Raw genomic sequence first — 23640 nt, 5'->3', positions numbered from 1 at the left:
ACCAACAGTCGGTGCAACGAGACTCGTCGTGATCAATGAGAAGGGCATGCTGGGACAGGCTCCTGGCATATTGGTCTGAATCGGCATGGTGTGAGGGTAGGCGCTCTTACCGCGCCGACCTGCTTGCCTGTGCTGACTTCATCAGGTGCTCGGCCACCGCCTGATACGCCGGCAACGACGTCGGGTCAATGAAGCCGTTCTGGGCCTGCGGGAACGATGCCAGCCGGACCAGAACCATCTGCGCTGTGGGGTCAACGTAAATGGTCTGCCCATGGACACCGCGTGCCGCATAGGCTCCGTGGGTGTTGTGGAATACCCACCACTGGCTGGTGTAGCTGCCGTTCGGAATGGTCGGGAATCCACTGAATTTCGACTGGTCACCGCCCGCCTGGATCCGCTTGATCACATCGGCCGGGAACAGCCGCTTGCCGTTGATCTCACCCCCGTTGAGCATCAATTGACCCAGCCTTCCAAGATCGCGCAGGCCGGCCGTGATGCCGCCTCCGGCAAAAGGGACGCCCTTTCCATCGACCGTCTGGTAGGCGTCCTGCTCGGCCCCCATGGGCCGCCAGAGCCGCTCGGAAGCCAGCTCGGTCACGGCCTTGCCCGTGACGCGGCTGATGATCCAGCCGAGCATGTCGGAGTTGATCGTCTTGTAATGGAACGCATCACCATGCTTTCCTTCGGGCTGTACCTGCTGCAGGTAGGCCCAGTAACCGTCGGGGCCTTGATAGCCTTCGGGCTTTGGCAGCGGGCTGGCGGCACGGGAATACAGCCAGATGTCGGCGTTCGGATCAGAATAATCCTCGGAGTACTTCACGCCCGTGGTCATGTCCATGACCTGCCGCACAGTGGCAGTGGCGAAGGCACTGTTGCCGATCTCTGGGATCATATCCCGCACCAGCAACCGGTCATCGAGCTTGCCTTCAGACACCAGGATCTGCGCCAGCAGTCCGGTGATCGATTTGGTCATGGACATGATGGCGTGCTTGCCATCTTCCTTCAGGCAGCCGAAGTAGCGTTCGTAGACGACCTGCCCCTTGTGAAGGATCAGCACCCCGTCGGTATAGTTCGCATACAGCGACTGCTCCCAGGTCATGGGTTTGTTGCCCTTCAAGGGCATGAAACTGAGAGCGTCGATCTCGCGCGCCATGCGGGTGCGTGCATCGTCGGGCACGTGGCTCAGCGGCACGGGTGCGCCGATGCCGCGGCTGATCTCCTCGGTCGGCAGGAACTCGCGCAGGTGGCAGACAGACCAGCGCAGCTTGGGAAAGCTGAAGTAGTTGGCATCCGGCTGGGTGATGATCTTGTCGGCTGGTGGAGGAAAGCCCTGCATCCAGCCCATCACGCGCGGATCGGAGTCCTGCGCGGACAGTGGCGCCTGCTGGGCGTGGGCCGATGCAGCATTTCCCCAGCACAGTAACGCTGCCATCGAGATCGCGAGCCATTTGGTCATTGAAGACGACATCGACACATCCTCCAGTCTGTTTCGGTGTGCCACCAGCGAGAACAATTCTGCAGAGGCTTGTCTGCCAGGCCATTCGGGGTGCACACACCATCTGAAGTGTCTCACTTCAGATCGACCATGAACATCCGCTGGCGCCTCAGTACCCACCCGACGGCGCAGTCGATTCCTTTGACGCTCCCGCGCCAAACCGCTGCACCAGCAGCGCCGTATCCACCCCCACCGCCACGAACAGCGCGCCCGCGTCGAGGTACTGCTGCGGCACCGCCTACGCCATCCAGCGCGCGCTGCTCGCCCTGCGCCTGGCCGCCGGCGAGCGCGTGGTCGGATGGAAGCTGGGCAACACCTCGGAAGTGATGCGCCGCCAGATGGGCATCGACCGGCCCAACATCGGCCCGCTGACCGACCGGATGCTGCTGGCCTCGGGCGACGCGGTGCACGAGCGCCTGGTGCAGCCGCGGGTCGAACCCGAAATCGGGCTACGCCTGAAGACCGCCCTCGACGCGCGGCACGCGCCCGTCGACCGCCACACCGTGGCCGCCGCCGTGGAAGGCGCCTACGCCTGCCTCGAAGTCGTGCACTCCACCTGGACCGGCTACCGCTTCAACCTCGCTCCTCATGATCAGGTCGATTCTTGACTACGAACAGGTGGAAGCAAGGAGTTGATCTCCATTGAACTGCAGCCCACTGAATCTAAACACGCAGCCAAAGCCCAGTTTTTCCCTTCGGCGCAAGCAATCAGGAATTCCAGCAGCTCAGTACCCGCCCGACTGGGCGGCCGGCCCCTTTGAAACCCCGCCGCCAAACCGCTCCACCAAGCCACGTGCCGCCTTGACCAGCAGCGTCGTGTCCACCCCCACCGCCACGAACAGCGCGCCCGCGTCCAGGTATTGCTGTGCCAGCGCCGGGTCGGTGGCGAGGATGCCGGCGGCTTTGCCGGCCGCACGAACGGTGGCGATGCCATTCAGGATGGTCTTGTGCACCTCGGGGTGGCTGGGCTGACCGCGGTAGCCCATGCTGGCCGAGAGGTCGGCCGGGCCGAAAAACACGCCGTCCACGCCCTCGGTCTCGGCAATGGCCTGGAGATTGCTGACCGCGGTCACGGTCTCGGCCTGCACGAGCAGGCACATCTGGGCATTGGCCTGGTTGAGGTAGTCGTCGACCTGGTTCCAGCGCGAGGCGCGCGCCAGCGCCGCGCCCATGCCGCGGATGCCTTCGGGCGGGTAGCGCATAGCCTGCACCATGAGCGCCGCCTGCTCGGCGGTGTCGACCATGGGGATCAGCAGGGTCTGCGCGCCGATGTCGAGATACTGCTTGACCAGGGCCACGTCGGCCTGCACCGCGCGTACGACGGCGTGGGTCTTGCCGTAGGGGGCGATGGCGCGCAATTGCTCAAGGGCAGTGCGCGGGTCGTTGGGCGCGTGTTCGCCATCTATCAGCAGCCAGTCGAAGCCGCAGCCGGCCAGGGCCTCGGCCACGTCGGGCGAAGCGAAGCCGACCCAGCAGCCGATCTGGGGCTTGCCGGCCTGGAGGGCGTCGCGGAAGGTGTTCTGGGGGATCTTCATGGTGTATCGGGATAGAGCTTCTTCATCTGGCCCATGAGACGGGTAAGGCCCATGAGCGCGTCCATGTTCGGAGTAGCGACGCCCAGGTGCTGCCCGATCTCGCGCACCGCGCCCACCAGCGCGTCAAGCTCGATGGGGCGGCCGGCTTCGACGTCCTGCAACATCGAGGTTTTGAACGAGCCGAGCTTGCGCGTGACGGCGTGGCGGTCTTCGGGGCTCTGGTCGATGGGGATGCCGATGCGCGCGCCGATGGCCTTGGCCTCCAGCATGATGGCACTGACATAACCGCGCACCAGCGGGTCGTCGAGGATGCGGTCGCAAGGCGCCCCGGTGATGGCCGAGATGGGGTTGATGGTCATGTTGCCCCAGAGCTTGTACCAGATGTCGCGCTGGATGCGCTCGCTGACGGTGACGCCGAAGCCGGCCTGCGTGAGCAGCTCGCTCAGGGCCTGCACGCGCGTCGACACGCCACCGGAAGGCTCGCCGATGATGAGCTGGTTGTTCTTGATGCGCTCGATGCGCGCGGGCTGCGGCGCCGCTGCACTGGCGTGCACCACGCAGCCGATGACCTGCGCTGTGGGGATGTTCTCGGCGGTGAGGCCGCAAGGGTCGACGGTGTGGAGCTGCAGACCCGCGGCTTCGCCGGGCAGGCCGTCGAAGAACCACCAGGGCACACCGTTCATGGCCACCAGCACGACCGTGTGCGGCCCCATGAGGGCACGCACCGCGGGCGCCGCCTGCGGCATGGCCGGGCCCTTGACCGAGACGATCACCAGGTCCTGCACGCCCAGGCTCGCGGGGTCGTCGCTGGCGTTCACCTGCACCGTGTGCTCCGCGCCGTCGGCGTCGACCCAGACGAGGCCGCGCTCGCGCAGCGCCCGCAGCGTGTCGCCACGCGCCACGGCCGAGAGCTGGATCTGACCGGCCGGCAGGCGCGAACCGAGCCAGCCCGCGAACAGGCCGCCGATGGCGCCAACGCCCACTACTGCAATCTTCTTGAACATCGGTGCACTCATGCGCGGTACCCTGGATCGATGCGGTCAATGAGCCGCTGCATGGCGGCAAACGAGTCCTCACCAGCGCCGTATTTGGGATTGAAGTTGAGGGAGTCTCGCACACAGCCCTCCAGAACCGGAACGGGAATGGCGCGCTGCGGGCCCAGCGCAGCCGACGCCACCTGGATCTCGCAGGCGCGCTGCACCAGCCACATGAGATTGAAGGCCTGCGCCAGCGTGTGGCCGATGACGACAGGGCCGTGGTTGCGCAGGAGCAGCACCCTTTTGCCGCCGGCCGATGCGAGTATGCGCGCGCCTTCTTCGCGGTGCACGGTGATGCCTTCGAAGTCGTGGTAAGCCACCTGACCCCAGAGCTGCGCGGCATAGAAGTTGGTGTAACTCAGCCCCTCCTCACTGCAGCACACGGCCATGGTCGGCGTGGTGTGCACGTGCATCACGCAGTGCGCGTCGGGCAGGGTGGCGTGGATGGCGCCGTGGAAGGTGAAGCCGGCCGGGTTGATGGGCCAGTCGCTGCTGCCGATGATGTTGCCGTCCACATCGACCTTGACCAGGTTGGACGCGGTGACCTCGGTGTAGTGCAGACCAAAGGGGTTGATGAGGAAGTGATCGTCGGGGCCGGGCACGCGCAGCGAAATGTGGTTGTAGATCAGCTCGGCCCAGCCCAGGTGCGCGAACATGCGGTAGCAGGCGGCGAGCTGCACGCGCGCCTGCCATTCGGCGTCGCTGAAGCGGGCGGGTTTGAGGAAGGCGTCGGCCATGTCATGTCTCCTTCGGTCGATCAGATGAACTGGAAGCGCAAGCAACCGAGCGGGCCATAGTCGGCCTCAAACAGGTCGCCGGCCCTGGCCGCCACCGGACGCGTGAAGCTGCCAGCCAGCACGATCTCGCCGGCCTGCAGCGTCTCGCCCCAGGGCGCCAGTTTGTTGGCCAGCCAGGCGATGCCGATGGCCGGGTCGCCCTGCACGCCGGCCGCCAGGCCCGTTTCTTCGACCGCACCGTTGAGCCGCAGGATGGCGCCGCACCAGGGGCGATTCGTGCTGCGCGGGTCGGCTTTGAACGCGGGGTCGCCCGCACCGATGACAATGCCGGCGTTGGCCGCGTTGTCGCTGATGGTGTCAAAGACCTTGCGCATCATCTTGGTGTGGCGGTCGAACTGCTCGATGCGCGCATCGATGATCTCGATGGCGGGCGTGATGTAGTCGGTCGCGGCCAGCACGTCTTCGACCGTCACGTTCGGGCCAGCCAGCGGCGCCTTGAGCACGAAGGCGAGCTCGACCTCGACGCGCGGGGCGATGAAGTTCTTGACCGGAATCTCCAGCACCTCGCCGGCATTGGCGACATAGAGCATGTCGTCGAGCAGCGTTCCATAGTCGGGCTCGTCGATCTGGCTGCTGATCTGCATGGCGCGGCTGGTCAGGCCGATCTTGTGGCCGATGACTTTTTTGCCGGCAGCTTTCTCCAGCTCGACCCAGGCCCGGCCGATGCGGTAGCCGTCTTCAATCGTCATGCCGGGGTGGCGTTTGGAGAAGTGCTCGACCTGCGTGCGGGTCTGCTGGGAGCGCTGCAACTCAGCGGCGAGCTGCTGGACAAGGGCGTCGTCGAACATGGTTGTTTTATGTCTTGTTGAAGAGCGGGTGCAGGGAACTGTTCTTGGCGTCGAACACTTCGTGGCCTTCGTCGACCTGCACGGTCACGCCGATGGGCCGGCGTTCGAACTGCGGCCTGAACCACTGGCGCACGCAGGCATTGAGCGTCTCGCCCACACGATGATGCACCAGGGCACTGCGGCCCTTGGCCATGCGCACGTTCATGTAGACGAAGGCGTAGTCGCTGCCCAAGCCAGCGGCCTCACCGGCAGCACCACCGTCAGCGATGGCGAAGTGAGCCGCCGGGTAGGCCAGCACGCGCGTGCCGCCGGTGGGAAAGACCTGGCGGTCCTCCTCGTCGCGCACCGAGAGCATCGCGTCGCACAGCGCGCGGCACAGGCTGCTCATGTCGATACCGCCATCGGCCGCCGGCTTGTCCAGGTTGGGGGTGTAGAGGATGACGAGGTGGGGCATGTGTTGCTCGTGGTCACAGTCGGGTGGCGACCGAGGTGTAGCCATCGGCGCGCGACGCCACCGGCTGGGGAATGGACGAACCGCTGACCGGCAGTACCGGGAACAGCGCGTTGATCTGGCCGGTGCCGCTGGCACCGAAATACGGCGTGACGATCTCGGCCTGGCCGGTATATTCGCCCCAGCCCAGCACGCCGAGCATCATGGCGGTGTCGTGCATGAAGCCTTCGCCGTGGCCCTTGCTGGCGTACTCGGGCAGCATCTCGCAGAAGGCTTTCCACTCGCCAGCCTGCCACATGCGGATGACTTCGTGGTCCAGGTGCTCCAGGAAGGGGCTCCAGACCTTGAACGCAAATTCGGGTGCCAGGCCGTTCTGCGCGAAGCGGTGACTGAGCGACCCGCTGGCCAGGAAGGCCACGGTGCCGTCGTAATGGTCTTCCACCGCCTTGCGCATGGCCCAGCCCAAGCGCGCGCTGTCGTTCAGGTAGTGCGAAGTGCACAGGGCCGAGACCGAGACCGCCTTGAAGTGCTGGTCTTCGTTCATGTAGCGCATGGGCACCAGGGTGCCGTACTCGGGGCCGAGCGTGGTGGCGTGATGGGCCAGGGTTTCGACACCATGTTCATTGGCCACCTGGGCCAGCAGTTGCCCCAATTCTGGGTTGCCGGGAATGGCGTAGGGCATGTTGCTGATGAAGTGCGGCAGCTCGTTGCTGGTGTAGGTGCCGGACCAGTGGGGTGCGCAGTTGAGGTGGTAGTTGGCGTTGACAAGCCAGTGGGTGTCGAAGACGACGATGGTGTCGACGCCCAGTGCCTTGCAGCGGCGCGCAATCTCCTTGTGGCCGTCGATGGCGTCCTGGCGGGTGCCTTTGCGGGGGCCGTCAAGCTCGCTGAGGTACATCGAGGGGACGTGGGTGATCTTGCCGACCAGTGCTACTTTGCCCATTTGGTTTGTCTCCTGTTGCTTTCTTCTCGGCTGACGGATTTGGTGGAAGGCGGTGATGGGGGCCTGCCTCCGCGAATGTCCCCCGGGCCGTTCCGGCCCTCCTCCTTTATTTCGCTGCGGCAGACCCGAATCACCGCCTTCGCTCGCTGCGCATCGGCTCTCCCCCATGGCACACCAACCGGCATCTCCAGATCGGGTGTGTGGGGTGCCCAGCGCAGCGAAATAAAGGAGGAGGCACGGGCGCAGCCCGGGCCGGGGGACATTCGCGGAGCTGGGTACCCCGCACGCACGATCCCGCCCTGGTCTGTGAGCGAAACCGCAGACAGCACGTCAAACACCCCAATGCGGAATGTGGTGCGAACCCATGGACACCGCGACGTTCTTGGGTTCGAGGAACACCTCGTAACTCCAGGTCCCGCCCTCGCGCCCGGTGCCCGAAGCCTTGGTGCCCCCAAACGGCTGACGCAGATCCCGCACGTTCTGCGAATTCACGAAGCACATGCCCGCTTCAATCGACGCCGCCACCCGGTGCGCCTTGCCGATGTTCTCGGTCCACACATAGCTGGAGAGACCGTACTGAATGTCGTTGGCAATGCGGATCGCATCGGCCTCGTCCTTGAACGGAATCAGGCAGGCCACCGGGCCGAAGATTTCGTCCTGCGCGATCTTCATGCGGTTGTCCACGTCGGCGAATACGGTGGGCCACACGTAGTTGCCGGCCTGCACATGCGCGGGCAGCTCGGCCGCGTAGCTCGGCCGGTCGATGCCGCCGCACAACATCGTCGCCCCCTCCTTCGGGCCCAGCTCGATGTAGCTGCGCACCTTGGCCAGGTGGGCCTTACTGATCATCGGCCCGATGGTGGTCTTCTCATCGAGCGGGTCGCCCACCACGATGCGCTTGGCGCGCTCGGTGAACTTGGCGGCGAAGTCGGCGTAGATGCTCTGCTGCACCAGGATGCGCGAGCCGGCCGTGCAGCGCTCGCCGTTGTTGCTGAAGATCATGAAGATCGCAGCGTCCAGCGCGCGGTCCAGATCGGCGTCGTCGAAGATCACGAACGGACTCTTGCCGCCCAGTTCCATGCTGAACTTCTTGAGGCCCGCAGCCTTGACGATGCGGTTGCCGGTGGCGGTGGAGCCGGTGAAGCTGATGGCGCGCACGTCCGGGTGGGCACACAACGGTTCGCCGGCCTCCTTGCCGAAGCCGTGCACCACGTTCAGCACACCGGCCGGGATGCCTGCTTCCAGCGCCAGCTCGCCCAGGCGCGCCGCGGTCAGCGGGCTGAGTTCACTCATCTTGAGCACCGCCGTGTTGCCGAAGGCCAGACACGGTGCGACCTTCCAGGTGGCGGTCATGAAGGGCACGTTCCACGGGCTGATCAGCGCGCACACGCCCACCGGGTGGAACAGCGTGTAGTTCAGGTGCGTGGGCGTGGGGTAGGTGTGGCCGTCCACGCGGGTACACATCTCGGCGAAATAGGTGAAGTTGTCCGACGCGCGCGGGATCAGCTGCTTGCCGGTCTGCGCGATCACCTGGCCGGTGTCTTCGGTCTCAGTACGGGCGATTTCGGGCACGTGTTTGGCGATCAGGTCACCCAGGGCGCGGATCTTCCTGGCGCGCTCGGTGGCGGGGAGGCCGGCCCAGGCCGGGAAGGCGTCCTTGGCGGCCTGCACCGCAGCGTCCACTTCCGCCTCAGTACCCGATGCGACCTCGGCCAGCACGCCCTGCGTGGCCGGGTTGACGGTCTCGAAGTAGTCGGTGCCGGCAACGGTCTTGCCGTTGATGAGGTGGTCGATGCGGGTCATGCTTTGCTTTCAGATGTGATGGTGTTCGTGAGAGCGCCGATGCCCTCGATTTCGGTGACGATCACGTCACCAGGCTGGCATTCGACCACGCCGTCGGGCGTGCCGGTGAGGATGAGGTCGCCGGGCATCAGGGTCATGAAGCCGCTGAAGTACTCGATCAGCGTTGCGACGTCGAAGATCATGTCTTTCGTGCTCCCCTGCTGAGTGATTTGACCGTTGACGCTGGTGCACAGCCTGAGGTTCATGGGGTCGGGCACATCTTCGGCATCGACCAGCCACGGCCCGATGGGCGTGCAGGTGTCGCGGTTCTTGACCTTGAGGTTGGGGCGGTACCAGTTCTCCAGGTAGTCGCGGATCGCGTAGTCGTTGGCGACGGTATAGCCAGCCACATATTGCAGGGCATCAGCCTTTTTCACGCGCTTCGCGGTTTGGCCGATCACCACCGCAAGCTCACATTCGTAGTGCATGAAGTTCACACCGTCAGGCCGCACGGTGTAGGCCTTGTGACCGATCAGCGAGGCCTCACCCTTGACGAAGGCCAGCGGCTCCTCGGGCGCCTTGAAGGCGAGTTCCTTCGCGTGATCGGCGTAGTTCAGGCCGAGGGCGAGCACGGTGCGCGGGCGGCTGATGGGCGCCAGCGGGGGCAACCAGACCACTTCGTCGAAGCCGATGCGGCGGCGCCGCAAAGCGGGTGTGAGCAGTTCGAGCTGGCCGTCGGCTTCGACCGCGTCGTGGACCGCGCCGGCCCAGGCGATGCGGGCTCTTCTCATTGGTCTTCCCCCACGAAGTGGTTGACCAGCGGCGCAAAGCCGGTGGCGGTGATCTCGACCGAATCGCCGGCCTTCACACGCGGCCGCGAGCCGTCCTCCAGGCAGTCGGTGCCCAGCATAAGCACATCACCCGGCCGCATCGACTGGAAGGCGCTCACATCGGTCCACAGCGTGGCGGCGTCGCGCACCAGGTCGGCGAGCGCGGTGCGCTGGCGCATCACGCCATCCACGCGCAGCTCCATCACCAGCCACTCCAGTGCAGCCAAATCGCTGAGCGGCCGCAGCGCATCGCCCACGCCCAGGAAGCCGTCCACACAGCGGTACTTCACCGGCGGGCGGTAGTAGCTCTCGTGCGGGATGGCCACGTCGTTGAACAGCACGGCACCCGCCACGCGACCACCCTCCCCCGCCACCAGGCCGAGACTGGCCGCGACCTCGACTTCGGTCACACCCCTGGGCAGCGTGATGGCGCGGCCCGAGGGAGTAAAGGTGTTGGCGGTCTTGATGTAGAGCACCGGCGCCTGCGGTGGCGCCTTGTACGGTGCCTCTTGCATGCGCGGCGCCCACAGCGCGTGTTCGCGCCGGAAGTTCAGCAACGTGCCATAGACGGTGCCAAGGGGCAGATAGGCGTCGGGTTTCATGCGGGATCTTTCATTCCTCGGTTTCGTCGGCGCTCACGCCTTCCGGCGCTTCCAGCGAGATCACGTCATCCAGCAGCGCATACAGCTGGGCCAGGCGTTCTTTGCCCAGTTGCGACTCCATCCATTGGTAGTGCGCCTCGATGGTCTGCGAAAGGGTGCGCACCAGGGTCAGTCCAGCGGGCGTGGCGCGCACCACGGTGCGACGTGCATCCAGCGGGCAGCGGTTTCGGGTGATCAGGCCATCGCGCTCCATGCGGGTGAGCACGCCCGTCAGGCTGGGCCCCAGCAGCAGGGCCTCCCGAGCCACACGTCCGGTCTCCACACCAGCAGGATCGGCGGCGTGCTCGCCCAGCACCCGCAACACACGCCACTGCTGGTCTGACAGGCCATGCTCGCGCAGGCTGGGGCGGGTGTGCTGCATGACCGCTTCGCGCGCCTCCAGCAGCAGGCGCGGCAGGTTGCGGTGGACAAAGGGCGGAGGGCGGTCGGATTCACTCATGGGTGGCGTCTTACATTTATTTAATATATTAAATGTTTTTCAGGCCATCACCCACCCGGGGTTAACCCTTGCCTTCGGGACCCGCCGACAATGTCTGCATGAACACGCTTGCCCCACGCCTCTCCGTTCCCCACCTTTTGCTGCAGGCGCCCATGGCCGGGTCGCAGGACTCGGCTCTGGCGCTGGCGGTCTGTGGTGCCGGCGGCATCGGCGCCCTGCCCGCGGCCATGCTGTCGCCCGAAGCGCTGACTCAAGAGCTCCAAACCCTCTCCACGGGCACCGACCGCCCGTGGAACGTGAACTTCTTCTGTCACACGCCGCCGCTTCCCGATCCGGCACGCGAAGCCCGCTGGCGCGAAGCCCTTTCGCCCTATTACGCCGAGGCCGGGCTGGACATCAACGCCGTTCCGGCCGGCGCAGGCCGGGTGCCCTTCAGCCACGCCGTGGCCGACCTGGTCGAACCGTTCTGCCCGCCCATCGTGAGCTTCCACTTCGGCCTGCCGGCGCCGGACCTGCTCGCGCGCGTCAAGGGCTGGGGCAGCGTGGTGCTGTCGTCGGCGACAACGGTGGACGAGGCCCTGTGGCTCGAAGCACAGGGCGTTGATGCGGTGATCTCGCAGGGCGCTGAAGCTGGGGGTCACCGAGGCATGTTCCGTACAAACGACCTGACGACCCAGATGGGCACCTTTGCCCTGCTGCCCCAGGTCGTGGCCGCGGTGAATCTGCCGGTGATCGCCGCCGGCGGCATTGCCGACGCGGCGGGCGTGCGCGCGGCGTTGGCGCTGGGTGCGTCAGGCGTGCAAGTGGGCACCGCCTACCTGTGCAGCGATGAAGCCACCACCAGCGCCATCCACCGTGCCGCACTGCAGAGCGAGGCCACCCGCCACACCGCCCTGACCACCCTGTTCTCCGGCCGACCCGCACGCGGCATCGTCAACCGCGTCATGCGGGAACTGGGCCCGCTGAACCCGGCCGCACCGGCCTTCCCGACCGCCACCGCCGCCATCGCACCCTTGCGCACCTACTGGGAGAAACGGGGGAGCGGGGATTTCTCGCCGCTTTGGAGTGGCCAGAACGCCAGCGGCTGCCGGTCGCTGCCGGCCGGCGAGATCACCCGGCAACTGCTGCGCGGCTTCAGCGACTGAGCGGCTGCATCCTCAGCCCACCCACGGCGCGTTGAGCCAGCGGCGCAGGGCCGACACCTCATCCAGGCAGCGCAGATCCCGCTCGCGGTCACGAATGGCCAGCTGCAAAGCCTCGCGCTTGGCCTGCCGGTCGACCGCCAGCGTCTGCGGCTGGGCGGCCTGACCCGGGGGCAGATCGAATTCCAGCGCCAGGTCGGACTGCAAAGCGGCGCGGCTGCGCTCGCACTCAGCCACCTGCCGCTTGAGCAGCAGCGTCATTGCCGCCAGACGCTCATCGGCCGGCGGCTGGCCCACAGCACCCACCCCGCCCTGCACAGCCTGCCCCTGCAGCCTCAGCAAAGACAGCAGGTCCCGCCGCTCATAGGCCGCGTTGGCCTGTCCCATGAGTTCGGTTTTGCGCCGGCGCTCCTGCTCGTCGGGCTCCCGGTCCGGATGCCAGGCGCTGGCCAACTGCCGGTAGATCTGGCGCAAGGTCTGATCGGCCTCGGCAACCTGGGCCTGCACTGCGTCCGGTGTGGCGGCCGTGCCCCGACGGGCCTGCCGGGCCTGGGCGCGCTCCTGGCGCTGCCCACGTCGGCCTTCCTGCAGGTCGCGCAACTTCTCCAGGCCCACGCGCCAGACCAGCTCCGGACTCAGCGGGGCGTCACCCAGGTCCAGCACCTCGCCCAGGCGGGCTTCGAGCTTGAGCCGCAGGTCCTGTGCGGCATCACGGCGGCGGTCCTGCCAGCTGCGCGGGCTGCACCGGTCATGCAGTTCGCGCATGCCGGCATCGCCCTCGTCGGCCAGCTGCGCCGCCACGGCGCAGACCCGCTCCCGCGCCACCTGACGCTGACGCTCGCTCAGCGACTTGTCCTCGAGCCGTCCTGCCAGGCCCTGGGCCAGTGCCACCATCAACTCGCGCCGACGCAGCTGCAGGGGGTTCAATTCGCGGGAACGCCGCTCCCGTTCATCGCGGGCCAGGGCCTCCAGATCGTCGATCTGCTGCTGCAGACGCTCCAGCCGGGCCATCTGCTGTTGCCAGGCCCGACTGGCTTCAGAGGGCCTGCCAGCCCCCGCCACGGCGCGGACCTGCCGGCCGGCCAAGGGATCGGAGCCCTGGGGCGCATCGGCCGGATCGGCGCGAAAGCGGGGATCATCCTCAAAAGGGCGGGGCATGGAAACCGGTCGGCACGGACAAAGGGAAGGGACTCGACTATATTGCCGCCCACATGGCCAAGGAAAAAACCCTCTTCACCTGCAACGACTGCGGCGGCACCAGCCCGCGCTGGCTGGGCAAATGCCCGCACTGCGGCGCCTGGAACACCCTGATCGAATCCGTGGCCGAGAGCGCCACCCCATCGAAGAACCGCTTTGCGGCCCTGGCCCCCGCCAGCGAGGTGACCACGCTGGCCGACATCGAGGCCACCGACGTGGCGCGCACGCCCACCGGCATCGGCGAGCTGGACCGGGTGCTCGGCGGCGGTGTCGTCGAGGGCGGCGTGGTGCTGATCGGCGGCGACCCGGGCATCGGCAAGTCCACCCTGCTGCTGCAGGCGCTGGATGCCTTGCAGAAGCAACAGCTGCCCACGCTCTACGTCACGGGTGAAGAAAGCGGCGCGCAGGTCGCGCTGCGCTCACGCCGGCTCGGGCTGGACGGCTCCCAGGTCAAGGTGCTGGCGGAAATCCAGCTGGAGAAGATCCTGGCCACGCTGACGGCCCAGAAACCCGCGATCGCGGTGATCGACTCGATCCAGACGGTGTATTCCGAGCAGCTGACCAGCGCGCCGGGCTCGGTGGCGCAGGTGCGCGAATGCGCTGCCCACCTCACCCGCGCGGCCAAGGCCAGCGGCACCGCCATTGTGCTGGTGGGGCATGTGACCAAGGAAGGTGCGCTGGCCGGCCCGCGCGTGCTCGAGCACATGGTCGACACCGTGCTGTACTTCGAGGGCGACACCCACAGCAGCTACCGCCTGATCCGCGCGATCAAGAACCGCTTCGGTGCCGTCAACGAGATCGGCGTGTTCGCGATGACCGAAAAGGGGCTCAAGGGCGTGAGCAACCCCAGCGCCATCTTTCTGTCGCAGCATGCGGAACCCGTGCCGGGCAGCTGCGTGCTGGTGACGCTCGAAGGCACCCGGCCCATGCTGGTGGAAATCCAGGCCCTGGTGGACACCGGTGGTCCGTCGCCGCGGCGCCTGAGCGTCGGCCTGGAGCGCGACCGCCTGGCCATGCTGCTGGCGGTGCTGCACCGGCACGCGGGCGTGGCCTGCATGGACCAGGACGTGTTCGTCAACGCGGTCGGCGGCGTGCGCATCAGCGAGCCCGCGGCCGACCTGGCCGTGATGCTGGCCATCACCTCCAGCCTGCGTGGCCGCGCCCTGCCCAAGGGCTTCATCGCCTTTGGCGAGGTGGGCCTGGCCGGCGAAGTGCGCCCGGCCCCGCGCGGACAGGAGCGCCTGAAGGAAGCCGCCAAGCTGGGCTTTTCGGTGGCGGTGGTGCCCAAGGCCAATGCCCCGAAGAAGAACGACAAGGCCTTCGAAGGACTGACCATCCACGCGGTCGAACGGATCGAGGAAGCCATGTCGCTGGTGCGCAGCCTGGACTGAGTCGCCCCTATCCGCAACTTCCACAGCCCGGCCCCGCCCTCGCGGTCCGACAATCCAGCCCATGAAACTGCAGCGCCTCTTCATTCCCCTGCTGATCCTGGCCCTGTTCTGGGCGGCCTGGCGCGCCTGGGGCTGGCCCGGCGTGGCCGCCGCAGGGGGCGGTGTGCTGATGTGGCTGCTGCTGCACTTCACCCGGGTGATGACCATCCTCAAGCGCGCGGCGGACCGGCCGGTTGGCTGGGTGGACAGTGCCGTGATGCTCAATGCCCGGCTCAAACCCGGCATGGCCCTGGTGCAGACCCTGGCCATCACGCGATCCATCGGTGAACGCCTAAGCGACGAGGACGCACAGCCCGAGGTTTACCGCTGGACCGACAACGGCGGCTCATCCGTCACGACCACATTCGAGGGCGGTCGCCTGGTGCGCTGGGAGATGCAGCGACCCACCGAACCGGAACCCGTCGCCGGCGCCTGACCGGTCGCCGTAAAATCCCCAGTTGCCCCGACAGTGCCCACGTGGCGGCCGGGAAACCCAATTCACCCCAAGAGGACTCTCCATGACCCCCGTGATTCCCTCGATGTCCGACCGCGACGGCAAGATCTGGATGGACGGCCAGATGGTTGACTGGCGCGACGCCAAGATCCATGTGCTGACCCACACCCTGCACTACGGCTGCGGCGCCTTCGAGGGCGTACGCGCCTACAACACGGTCAACGGGACCGCTATCTTCCGCCTGCAGGAGCACACCGAGCGCCTGTTCAACAGCGCCAAGATCCTGCGCATGAAGATCCCCTTCACCATGGAGCAGGTCAACGAGGCGCAGAAGGCCGTGGTGCGCGAGAACAAGCTCGAAAGCGCCTACCTGCGTCCGCTGACCTGGATCGGCGACAAGAAGCTCGGCGTCTCGCCCAAGGGCAACACCATCCATCTGATGGTCGCCGCCTGGTCCTGGGGCGCCTACCTGGGTGAGGACGGTCTCAAGCGCGGCATCCGCGTCAAGACCAGCAGCTACACCCGCCACCATGTCAACATCACGATGACGCAGGCCAAGGCGGTGAGCAACTACACCAACTCCATCCTGGCCAACATGGAAGCCACCGACGAGGGCTACGACGAGGCGCTGCTGCTGGACTCGGCCGGTTTCGTCTCCGAGGGCGCGGGCGAGAACCTGTTCGTGATCAAGAACGGCGTGATCTACACCCCCGACCTGTCGGCTGGTGCACTCAACGGCATCACCCGCAACACCATCTTCCACATCGCCAAGGACCTGGGCCTGGAAATCATCCAGAAGCGCATCACCCGCGACGAGGTCTACATCGCCGACGAGGCCTTCTTCACCGGCACCGCCGCCGAAGTCACTCCGATCCGCGAGCTCGACCGCATCGAGATCGGTGCCGGCTCACGTGGCCCGATCACCGAGAAGATCCAGGCGGCCTTCTTCGACATCGTCAACGGCCGCAATCCCAAGTACGCCCACTGGCTGACGAAGGTCTGAGGAACACCGCCATGAGCAAGAGCACTGTCGAACTCAAGGCCGCTGACCTCAACCAGCACGGCGGCGTGTTCTGCCCCAACCCCAAGGCCGACATGAAGCTGTGGAACGGGCACCCGCGCGTGTTCCTGGACGTGGCCCGCACCGGTGAGGCGCGGTGCCCGTATTGCGGCACCGTCTACAAACTGGCAGCCGGCGAGGTGGTGGGCCACCACCACTGACCGTGTCACCTTGACGTGACCGGGCGTCACTTCCCGGTCGCGGCCGGTATCCCATGCCCGGCCCCGTCAGCAGCCCACCCCACGGAACCTCATGGAACTGCTGATCGTCTCGCTGGCCTCGCTGTTTGCCGGCTTTGTGGACTCGATCGTGGGCGGCGGTGGCCTGATCCTGGTCCCCGCCCTGTTCGCGGTCTTCCCCAACACCCACCCCGCCACGCTGTTCGGCGTCAACAAGAGCGCCTCCATCTGGGGCACCGGCGTGGCCACCGTCCAGTATGCCCGCCGGGTGAGCATGCCCTGGCGCTCCCTGCTGCCGGCGGCCGCCGTGTGCTTTGCCGGGTCGATGGCTGGCGCCTGGACCGTGACGGTCATTTCACCGGACTTCCTGCGCCGCCTGCTGCCGGTCATCCTGCTGGGTGTGCTCATCTACACCCTCGCCCGCAAGGACCTGGGGCGGCACCATGCCCCCAGGTTCGAGGGCCGGCGGGAGGCCCTGGCGGCCGCGGTCCTGGGCCTGACCATCGGTTTCTACGACGGGTTCTTCGGACCGGGCACCGGCAGCTTCTTCATCTTCCTGTTCGTGCGCTGGCTGGGCTTCGACTTCCTGCACGCCAGCGCCAGCGCCAAGCTGCTGAACACCACGTCCAACCTGGCGGCGGTCATGCTGTTTGCCTGGAAGGGCCATGTCTGGTGGCATTTCGCGCTGGCGATGGCGGTGGCCAACGTGGTCGGCAGCCTCCTGGGCACCCGCCTGGCGCTCAAGCACGGCAGCGGCTTTGTCCGTGGCGCCTTCATCGTCGTCGTGATCGCCCTGATTCTCAAGACCGGCTACGACGCCTGGGTCCGCTGACCTACTGAGGAGGCCAAGGCACCTCGCTGGCCTTGAGTGGCGTCCCGATCGGCGCCGCCGCCTGACCTTTCTGCACCGCCGCCAGATCCTGCGGATTCGGGTACTGGTCCATCAGCAGGTAGTCAAACACCCGGCGTGCAATCGGTGCGGCGTGGGCCGCACCGAAGCCGGCGTTTTCGACCACGACGGCCAGCGCCACCGTCGGCTTCTCAACCGGTGCGAAGGCCACATAGAGCGAGTGATCCCGCTGGTGCTCCTCCAGCTTGCGGGCATCGTAGCGGTCCTTCTGTCCGATCGTCACCGCCTGAGCCGTACCGGTCTTGCCTCCGCTGGCGTAGCCCGCCCCCGCAAACACGCGGGTCGACGTGCCCTCGGTGGTCACAGCGTGCATCGCCGAGAGGACCGTCTCCACGTGCTCGGGGCGATACCCCAGGGATTCGGGCTGCTGGTCGGGCAGCGGATGGCGCTCACGGGTCACCACATCCTCGGTGGCAATGGTCAGGCGCGGGCGGTACTTCACCCCGCCGTTGGCCAGCGTGGCCATGGCGTGCGCCAGTTGCAGCATCGTGAAGTTGTTGTAGCCCTGGCCGATACCCAGCGAGATGGTTTCGCCGGCATACCACTTCTGCTGCTCTGGCCGCTTGTAGGCGTTGCGCTTCCACTCCTGGCTGGGCAGAACGCCCCGCACCTCACCCTTGAGGTCGATCCCCGTGATCTGCCCGAAGCCCAGGGGCTTCATGAAGTCGTGCATGGCGTCCACCCCCATCTCGTTGGCCAGGGAGTAGTAGTAGGTGTTGCTCGACTTGATGATGCTGCGCCGCATGTCGACCGCACCCAGCCCGTGGTCACCGTGACTGCGGAAGCGGTGGTTGCCGAACATCCAGAAGCCCGGGTCGTTGATGACGGTCGAGGCCTTGCGGGTACCCGTCTCCAGGGCCGCCAGTGCCATGAAGGGCTTGTAGGTGGAGCCGGGCGGGTAGGTGCCGCGCAGCGCACGGTTGAGCAGCGGCTTGTCGACCGACTCGTTCAGTGCCTTCCAGTTCTCGACGTCGATGCCCTCGACAAAGAGATTGGGGTCGAAGGTGGGCTTGGAGACAAAGGCCAGCACCTCGCCATTGCGCGGGTCGATGGCCACCAGGGCGCCACGGCGCTCGCCGAACATCGTCTCGATCAGGTGCTGCAGCTTGATGTCGATGGACAGCACCACCGTGTTGCCCGGCGTGGCGGGCTCGTTGGCCAGCGACCGCACCGCGCGCCCCCCGGCAGAGGTCTCGACCCGCTCGAAGCCGGTGATGCCATGCAGCTCACGTTCATAGCTCTGCTCGGTCCCCAGCTTGCCGATGTATTCGGTACCCCGGTAGTTGGCCTGCTCCTCATCGGGCCAGTCGTCCATGACCTCCTTTTCCCGCTGGTTGATGCGACCGATGTAGCCGATCACATGGCTGGCCGTTTCACCGTGGGGATACTGCCGAAAGAGGCGGGCCCGGACGTCCACGCCGGGAAACCGGTAGCGCTGCACGGCAAAGCGGGCCACCTCTTCGTCCGTGAGGCGGGTGCGCAGGGGCAGCGAATCAAAGCGCCGTGACTCCTCCATCAGCTTGCGAAAGCGCCGCTTGTCACGCGGGGTGATCTCCACCACCTCGGAGAGTGCCTCGATGGTCTCATCGAGGTCCTCGACCTTGGAGGGCGTGATCTCCAGGGTGTAGGCCGAGTAGTTGGACGCCAGCACGCGGCCGTGACGGTCCAGGATCTGGCCCCGGTTGGGCACGACCGGCAGCACGGCGGTGCGGTTGCTCTCGGCCTGTGCCGACAGATCCTCATGGCGCAGCACCTGCAGGGTGACCATGCGGGCCACGATCAGCCCGAAGGCCACCAGCACCGCCAGGCCCGCCACCACAACCCGGAGGCGGAACCGGGAGAGATCGGCTTCGACGTCCTTGATCTCGGTCATGGCGACTACAGCGGACGGTTCGCGTCGGGATCGGGCGCGCGCCGCTGCGGCGCCAGCAGAATCACACTCGCCAACGGCCACAGAATCGATTCGAACACCGGTGTGAGCAGGTAGGACCAACCCGGAAAACCATCACCCGCCAGCAGGCGCACCAGCAACGACAGCAGGTGAGCCGCCGCAAACAGGGGCAGAATCTGGATCGCCTGATTGGGCACCGGAAACCACAGCAGGCGCCGATGCATCGAGATGGCAAAGAAACCCAGCACCGTGTAGGCCAGCGCATGCTGCCCCAGCAGCGCCCCCTGGTGCACATCCATCGCCAGCCCGAACAGAAAGGCCACGCCCACACCGATGCGCAAGGGCTGGTGCACGCTCCAGAACACCAGCACCACCGCCAGCAGATCGGGGATCCACGGCGCACGCCCCCAGAGGCCCACGTTCATGAGCATGTTCAGCGACAGCGCCGCCAGCAGGCTGAACCAGATGAACACCGGATTGGCTGGCAGCAGCAATTGCTGACCAGGACGCATGATCATGGTCGCGGCTCCTCGGGCCTGCCCGGACCGGCACGGCGGATCAGCGGGGCACGGGCCTGGGCCGAATCAACCTCGGGCCTGGCCGGCTGGCTGGAAGTCAAGGGCGTGAGCACCAGCACATGCAGCGCGCCATCGGTGCGCGCCAGCGGCTCGCACAGGATGCGACTGAAGGTGGATTCGGCCCGCCGCTCCACACTGATCACCCGGGCCACCGGGAGTCCCGGCGGATAGACCCCATCCACCCCGCTGGTGGTCAGCAGATCGCCCTCGTTGATGTCGGCATTGGCCAGCGTGTAGCGCAGCTCCAGTCCATCACCCTGGACGCCCGGCTGACCAAAGGCCACATTGCGGACCCCGGTTCGCGCGTTGAGCACCGGAATCGACTGGTCGCGATCCACCAGCAGGGTAACCTCGGACACCAGCGGGTACACGCGCGTCACCTGTCCGAGCACCCCCAGGTCATCAATCACCGGCGATCCCAGCTCGATGCCTTGCGCCTGCCCCCGATCGATGATGACCTTGCGCGAATAGGGGTCGGCCGCATCGTAGAGCACCTGCGCGCCGACTGCACTGGTCTGCACGCGATCACGCATCGCCAGCAGGGCCCGCAGACGTTCATTCTCCAGCGCGAGTTGCTCGACCTGAAGGCTGCGCTGGGCCTGATCGGCCAGCTGACGGCGCGCCTCGGCCTCGGTCTGCCGGGCCGCGTGCACCGTGCTGGCGTAGTCGCCGACCTGCCGCACCGCGTCCACCGGCTGCATCACCAGCCATTGCAGGGGATAGAGCACCGTGGCCAGCACCGAGCGCAGCGGCTGCGCCACCCCAAAACGCTGATCGGCCACCATCAGGAACAGGGCCAGCGCACTGAACACGACCAGCTTGGACAGGGCCGACGGGCCCTGTTTGAAGAACGGCGGGGGCGTCCGGTCCAGCGTGCCCAGTGGCATGTCAGGTCGGTCGCGGTGGTGTCAGTCCTGCGGGCGGGCTCGGCGTCCGCTCACTCGCTGGTGAAGATCGTGCCCAGGCGCTCCATGCGCTCCAGGGCCATGCCGCAGCCGCGCACCACGCAGGTCAGCGGCTCTTCAGCCACCAGCACCGGCAGACCGGTTTCCTCGGCCAGCAGGCGGTCCAGGTCGCGCAACAGCGCGCCACCACCGGTGAGCATCATGCCGCGCTCGGCGATGTCGGCACCCAGCTCGGGCGGGGTATGCTCCAGCGCCATCTTGACCGCCGAGACGATGTTGTTCAGCGGATCGGTCAGCGCTTCGAGGATTTCGTTGGAGCTGATGGTGAAGCTGCGCGGCACCCCTTCGGACAGGTTGCGGCCCTTGACCTCCATCTCCTTGACCTCGGAGCCGGGGAAGGCGCTGCCAATCTGCTTCTTGATCGCCTCGGCCGTGGGTTCGCCGATCAGCATGCCGTAGTTGCGGCGGATATAGGCGATGATGGCCTCGTCGAAGCGGTCGCCACCCACGCGCACGCTGCCTTTGTAGACCATGCCGCCCAGCGAGATCACGCCCACCTCGGTCGTGCCACCGCCGATGTCGACCACCATGGAGCCCGAAGCGTCCGACACCGGCAGGCCGGCGCCGATGGCCGCGGCCATGGGTTCCTCGATCAGGTAGACCTCGGACGCGCCAGCGCCCAGGGCCGACTCGCGGATGGCCCGGCGCTCGACCTGAGTCGAGCCACAGGGCACGCAGATGATGATGCGCGGGCTCGGCTTGAACATCGAGCGCGGGTGCACCATCTTGATGAACTGCTTGAGCATCTGCTCGGTGACGGTGAAGTCGGCGATCACGCCATCCTTCATCGGGCGGATGGCCTCGATGTTGCCGGGCACCTTGCCCAGCATGGCCTTGGCCTCATGGCCGACCGCCTGGATGGTCTTCTTGCCCTGGGGGCCGCCTTCGTGGCGGATGGACACCACCGACGGCTCGTCCAGGACGATGCCCTTGTTGCGAACGTAGATGAGGGTGTTGGCGGTGCCGAGGTCGATGGCCAGGTCGGTGGAAAACTGCCGACGGAACGCTTCAAACATGGTGCGAGGTTACCTGTGGGGCACGGTCAGGGCGTCGCCCGGCCGTCGCCGAGAAAGGGGGTGAAATCCGGAGGCCTAAGTGGTTGATTCGGCGGCAAAAAGCGCTCGCACGCCGGTTTCGCCGCCAAACCACGGATAATACCGTATCCCCTGTGCATAACTGCACGCAACGGGGCGGTTTCTTCCCAATTTACACGCCGTTTCGGGGGTCAGCCGACCACCGGCAGCTTTCACGCCCCTGACGCGCACTTTCAACATCCCGTCATGTCCCTGACCCTGTCCGACATCGACCGCATCGCCAACCTGGCCCGGCTGGAAATGCCGCCGGCCCAGGCCGAGCGCATGCTCACCCAGCTCAACGGCTTCTTCGACATCGTCGAGCAGATGAAGGCGGTGGACACCACCGGCGTCGAGCCGCTGGCCCACCCGACCGCCGTCATCGACCATGTCAGCCTGCGCCTGCGGCCCGACGTGGCCAGCGAGCCCAACAACCGCGAGGCCAACCAGCGCAGCGCCCCTGCCGTCGAGCGCGGCCTGTTCCTCGTGCCCAAGGTGATTGAATGAGCTTGAACGACATCCACCAGATGGGCGTGGCCGAACTGGCTGCTGCCATCGCTGACAAGCAGACCTCTGCCGTCGAAGCCGCGCAGGCCCTGCTGGCGCGCGCAAAACAGCACCAGAACCTCGGCGCCTACCTGGCCTTCAACGAAGACGCCACGCTGGCACAGGCCCGCGCCGCCGATGCCCGCATCGCGTCGGGCGAACACGGCCCTCTGCTGGGGGTGCCGCTGGCGCACAAGGACATCTTCGTCACGAAGGACTTTCCCAGCACCGCCGGCAGCAAGATGCTGCAGGGTTACCAGAGCCCGTTCGACGCCACCGTGGTTGCCAACCTCGCCAAGGCCGGCGCCGTGACCCTGGGCAAGCTCAACTGCGACGAGTTCGCCATGGGCGGCAGCAACGAGAACTCCGCCTACGGCGTGGCCCGCAATCCCTGGGACACCGCGCGTGTGCCCGGTGGCTCATCCGGTGGTTCGGCCGTGGCCGTGGCCGCGCGCCTGGCGCCCGCTGTCACCGGCACCGACACCGGCGGCTCCATCCGCCAGCCGGCCAGCTTCTGCAACGTCACCGGCATCAAGCCCACCTATGGGCGCTGCTCGCGCTACGGCATGATCGCCTTCGCCTCCAGCCTGGACCAGGCCGGCCCGATGGCGCGCAGTGCCGCCGACTGCGCCACGCTGCTGACGGCCATGGCCGGTCCGGACATCGACCGCGATTCCACCAGCCTGGACCACCCGGCCGAGGACTACACGCGCCTGCTGGGCACCCCGCGCGAAGGGGCCAGCGCCGCCCAGCCGCTCAAGGGCCTGCGCATCGGTCTGCCCAAGGAGTTTTTTGGCGAAGGCTGTGCGACCGATGTGGTGGCCGCCGTGCGTGCCGCGCTGAGCGAGTACGAGAAGCTCGGTGCCACGCTGGTGGACATCACGCTGCCGCGCACCGAGCTGTCCATCCCGGTCTACTACATCATCGCGCCGGCCGAAGCCTCGTCGAACCTGAGCCGTTTTGACGGCGTGAAGTTCGGCCACCGCGCCGCGCAGTACGACGACCTGATCGACATGTACAAGAAGTCGCGCAGCGAGGGCTTCGGCCCCGAGGTGCAGCGGCGCATCATGATCGGCACCTACGTGCTGAGCCACGGCTACTACGACGCCTACTACCTCAAGGCGCAGCAGATCCGCCGCCTGATCGCGCAGGACTTCCAGAACGCCTTCACCCAATGCGACGTGATCGCCGGCCCGGCCGCGCCGACCACCGCCTGGAAGATCGGCGAGAAGAGCGACGACCCGGTCGCCAACTACCTGGCCGACATCTTCACTCTACCGGCCTCGCTGGCCGGCCTGCCTGGCATGAGCGTTCCGGCGGGCTTCGGGGCGGGCGGTTTGCCCGTGGGCCTGCAGCTGATCGGCAACTACTTCCGTGAGGCCGAACTGCTGCAAGCGGCCGATGCGTTCCAGCGCGCGACCGACTGGCACACCAAGTCGCCGGAGGGCTTCTGAAC

General features: G+C 66.7%; 25 protein-coding genes. 9 read left to right on the top strand and 16 right to left on the bottom strand.

What is annotated here, in order from left to right; all coding sequences use genetic code 11:
* Positions 1 to 106: 106 nt before the first annotated feature.
* Entirely contained in the window at positions 107 to 1513 is a 1407-nt protein-coding gene (locus tag ACFQNJ_RS15485; protein ID WP_382259199.1) for a serine hydrolase domain-containing protein, read from the bottom strand.
* Between the two features lie 272 nt (positions 1514 to 1785).
* Here ACFQNJ_RS15485 and ACFQNJ_RS15480 point away from each other — a divergent pair, with 272 nt between their 5' ends.
* On the top strand, positions 1786 to 2103 hold the full coding sequence (locus tag ACFQNJ_RS15480; RefSeq protein WP_382259197.1) for a hypothetical protein: 318 nt from the start codon (positions 1786 to 1788) through the stop codon (positions 2101 to 2103).
* A gap of 117 nt (positions 2104 to 2220) precedes the next feature.
* Here the strand turns inward: ACFQNJ_RS15480 and hpaI are convergent, their stop codons facing one another.
* From hpaI to hpaR, 10 genes are all read right to left on the bottom strand, one after another.
* The gene (gene hpaI, locus ACFQNJ_RS15475) at positions 2221 to 3030 is read right to left on the bottom strand and encodes a 4-hydroxy-2-oxoheptanedioate aldolase (RefSeq protein ID WP_382259195.1); all 810 of its coding nucleotides are present in this window, start codon (positions 3028 to 3030) and stop codon (positions 2221 to 2223) included.
* Complete coding sequence (locus ACFQNJ_RS15470; RefSeq protein ID WP_382259193.1) at positions 3027 to 4046, bottom strand: 2-dehydropantoate 2-reductase; 1020 nt, start codon at positions 4044 to 4046, stop codon at positions 3027 to 3029. The genes hpaI and ACFQNJ_RS15470 overlap by 4 nt, the downstream gene beginning before the upstream one ends.
* Positions 4043 to 4804, bottom strand: a complete 762-nt coding sequence (locus ACFQNJ_RS15465) for a class II aldolase/adducin family protein (RefSeq protein WP_382259191.1) — start codon at positions 4802 to 4804, stop codon at positions 4043 to 4045. Before ACFQNJ_RS15465 ends, ACFQNJ_RS15470 begins: the two co-directional genes overlap by 4 nt.
* Positions 4805 to 4824: 20 nt before the next feature.
* Positions 4825 to 5652: a 2-oxo-hept-4-ene-1,7-dioate hydratase gene (hpaH, locus tag ACFQNJ_RS15460; protein ID WP_382259190.1), complete on the bottom strand. Its 828-nt coding sequence runs from the start codon at positions 5650 to 5652 to the stop codon at positions 4825 to 4827.
* Positions 5653 to 5659: 7 nt separating this feature from the next.
* Positions 5660 to 6106 carry a 5-carboxymethyl-2-hydroxymuconate isomerase gene (locus ACFQNJ_RS15455; protein ID WP_382259188.1) on the bottom strand — a complete coding sequence of 149 codons (447 nt, stop codon included), beginning with the start codon at positions 6104 to 6106 and terminating at the stop codon, positions 5660 to 5662.
* Positions 6107 to 6119: 13 nt separating this feature from the next.
* Positions 6120 to 7046 carry a 3,4-dihydroxyphenylacetate 2,3-dioxygenase gene (hpaD, locus tag ACFQNJ_RS15450; protein WP_382259186.1) on the bottom strand — a complete coding sequence of 309 codons (927 nt, stop codon included), beginning with the start codon at positions 7044 to 7046 and terminating at the stop codon, positions 6120 to 6122.
* A 330-nt stretch (positions 7047 to 7376) separates the two neighbouring features.
* Entirely contained in the window at positions 7377 to 8849 is a 1473-nt protein-coding gene (gene hpaE, locus ACFQNJ_RS15445) for a 5-carboxymethyl-2-hydroxymuconate semialdehyde dehydrogenase (protein WP_382259184.1), read from the bottom strand.
* Entirely contained in the window at positions 8846 to 9619 is a 774-nt protein-coding gene (locus tag ACFQNJ_RS15440) for a fumarylacetoacetate hydrolase family protein (protein ID WP_382259182.1), read from the bottom strand. Before ACFQNJ_RS15440 ends, hpaE begins: the two co-directional genes overlap by 4 nt.
* The gene (locus tag ACFQNJ_RS15435; protein WP_382259180.1) at positions 9616 to 10260 is read right to left on the bottom strand and encodes a fumarylacetoacetate hydrolase family protein; all 645 of its coding nucleotides are present in this window, start codon (positions 10258 to 10260) and stop codon (positions 9616 to 9618) included. Before ACFQNJ_RS15435 ends, ACFQNJ_RS15440 begins: the two co-directional genes overlap by 4 nt.
* A gap of 10 nt (positions 10261 to 10270) precedes the next feature.
* The gene (gene hpaR, locus ACFQNJ_RS15430) at positions 10271 to 10759 is read right to left on the bottom strand and encodes a homoprotocatechuate degradation operon regulator HpaR (protein ID WP_374643298.1); all 489 of its coding nucleotides are present in this window, start codon (positions 10757 to 10759) and stop codon (positions 10271 to 10273) included.
* Positions 10760 to 10857: 98 nt separating this feature from the next.
* Here hpaR and ACFQNJ_RS15425 point away from each other — a divergent pair, with 98 nt between their 5' ends.
* Positions 10858 to 11904: an NAD(P)H-dependent flavin oxidoreductase gene (locus ACFQNJ_RS15425; RefSeq protein ID WP_382259178.1), complete on the top strand. Its 1047-nt coding sequence runs from the start codon at positions 10858 to 10860 to the stop codon at positions 11902 to 11904.
* A 12-nt stretch (positions 11905 to 11916) separates the two neighbouring features.
* Here ACFQNJ_RS15425 and ACFQNJ_RS15420 read toward each other — a convergent pair whose 3' ends face one another.
* Positions 11917 to 13059: a J domain-containing protein gene (locus ACFQNJ_RS15420; protein WP_382259176.1), complete on the bottom strand. Its 1143-nt coding sequence runs from the start codon at positions 13057 to 13059 to the stop codon at positions 11917 to 11919.
* Positions 13060 to 13112: 53 nt separating this feature from the next.
* Between ACFQNJ_RS15420 and radA the strand changes: the two genes are divergently transcribed.
* The 5 genes from radA to ACFQNJ_RS15395 all read left to right on the top strand — a co-directional run bounded on the left by radA (position 13113) and on the right by ACFQNJ_RS15395 (position 17053).
* Positions 13113 to 14489 (top strand): DNA repair protein RadA, encoded by a 1377-nt coding sequence (gene radA, locus ACFQNJ_RS15415; protein ID WP_374643293.1) that lies wholly within the window; start codon positions 13113 to 13115, stop codon positions 14487 to 14489.
* Between the two features lie 61 nt (positions 14490 to 14550).
* A complete protein-coding gene (locus ACFQNJ_RS15410; protein WP_382259174.1) occupies positions 14551 to 14964 on the top strand; it encodes a glycerate kinase in 414 nt (137 codons plus the stop codon).
* 82 nt (positions 14965 to 15046) lie between these two features.
* Entirely contained in the window at positions 15047 to 15985 is a 939-nt protein-coding gene (locus tag ACFQNJ_RS15405) for a branched-chain amino acid transaminase (protein ID WP_374643289.1), read from the top strand.
* A gap of 11 nt (positions 15986 to 15996) precedes the next feature.
* Entirely contained in the window at positions 15997 to 16203 is a 207-nt protein-coding gene (locus ACFQNJ_RS15400) for a zinc-finger domain-containing protein (RefSeq protein WP_374643287.1), read from the top strand.
* A gap of 91 nt (positions 16204 to 16294) precedes the next feature.
* Positions 16295 to 17053 carry a sulfite exporter TauE/SafE family protein gene (locus ACFQNJ_RS15395; protein WP_382259171.1) on the top strand — a complete coding sequence of 253 codons (759 nt, stop codon included), beginning with the start codon at positions 16295 to 16297 and terminating at the stop codon, positions 17051 to 17053.
* Between the two features lies 1 nt (position 17054).
* Here ACFQNJ_RS15395 and mrdA read toward each other — a convergent pair whose 3' ends face one another.
* The 4 genes from mrdA to ACFQNJ_RS15375 are packed head-to-tail and all read right to left on the bottom strand — an operon-like array spanning position 17055 to position 21581.
* Positions 17055 to 19004, bottom strand: coding sequence for a penicillin-binding protein 2 (mrdA, locus tag ACFQNJ_RS15390; RefSeq protein ID WP_382259169.1), 1950 nt, complete (start codon positions 19002 to 19004; stop codon positions 17055 to 17057).
* Positions 19005 to 19009: 5 nt separating this feature from the next.
* Positions 19010 to 19540 carry a rod shape-determining protein MreD gene (gene mreD / locus ACFQNJ_RS15385; protein WP_374639438.1) on the bottom strand — a complete coding sequence of 177 codons (531 nt, stop codon included), beginning with the start codon at positions 19538 to 19540 and terminating at the stop codon, positions 19010 to 19012.
* A complete protein-coding gene (gene mreC / locus ACFQNJ_RS15380) occupies positions 19537 to 20487 on the bottom strand; it encodes a rod shape-determining protein MreC (RefSeq protein ID WP_382259167.1) in 951 nt (316 codons plus the stop codon). Before mreC ends, mreD begins: the two co-directional genes overlap by 4 nt.
* Before the next feature lie 50 nt (positions 20488 to 20537).
* Positions 20538 to 21581, bottom strand: coding sequence for a rod shape-determining protein (locus ACFQNJ_RS15375; protein WP_382259165.1), 1044 nt, complete (start codon positions 21579 to 21581; stop codon positions 20538 to 20540).
* 264 nt (positions 21582 to 21845) lie between these two features.
* Here ACFQNJ_RS15375 and gatC point away from each other — a divergent pair, with 264 nt between their 5' ends.
* Both gatC and gatA read left to right on the top strand, forming a co-directional pair.
* Positions 21846 to 22145 carry an Asp-tRNA(Asn)/Glu-tRNA(Gln) amidotransferase subunit GatC gene (gene gatC, locus ACFQNJ_RS15370; protein ID WP_374639435.1) on the top strand — a complete coding sequence of 100 codons (300 nt, stop codon included), beginning with the start codon at positions 21846 to 21848 and terminating at the stop codon, positions 22143 to 22145.
* The gene (gene gatA, locus ACFQNJ_RS15365) at positions 22142 to 23638 is read left to right on the top strand and encodes an Asp-tRNA(Asn)/Glu-tRNA(Gln) amidotransferase subunit GatA (protein ID WP_382259162.1); all 1497 of its coding nucleotides are present in this window, start codon (positions 22142 to 22144) and stop codon (positions 23636 to 23638) included. Before gatC ends, gatA begins: the two co-directional genes overlap by 4 nt.
* Positions 23639 to 23640: the final 2 nt, after the last annotated feature.

The sequence above is a fragment of the Hydrogenophaga bisanensis genome, assembly GCF_042665135.1.
Taxonomy (GTDB): Bacteria; Pseudomonadota; Gammaproteobacteria; order Burkholderiales; family Burkholderiaceae_C; genus Hydrogenophaga; species Hydrogenophaga bisanensis.
The sequence above is the reverse complement of the archived record's forward strand: the minus strand, read 5'-3'. Positions and strand labels throughout refer to the sequence as shown.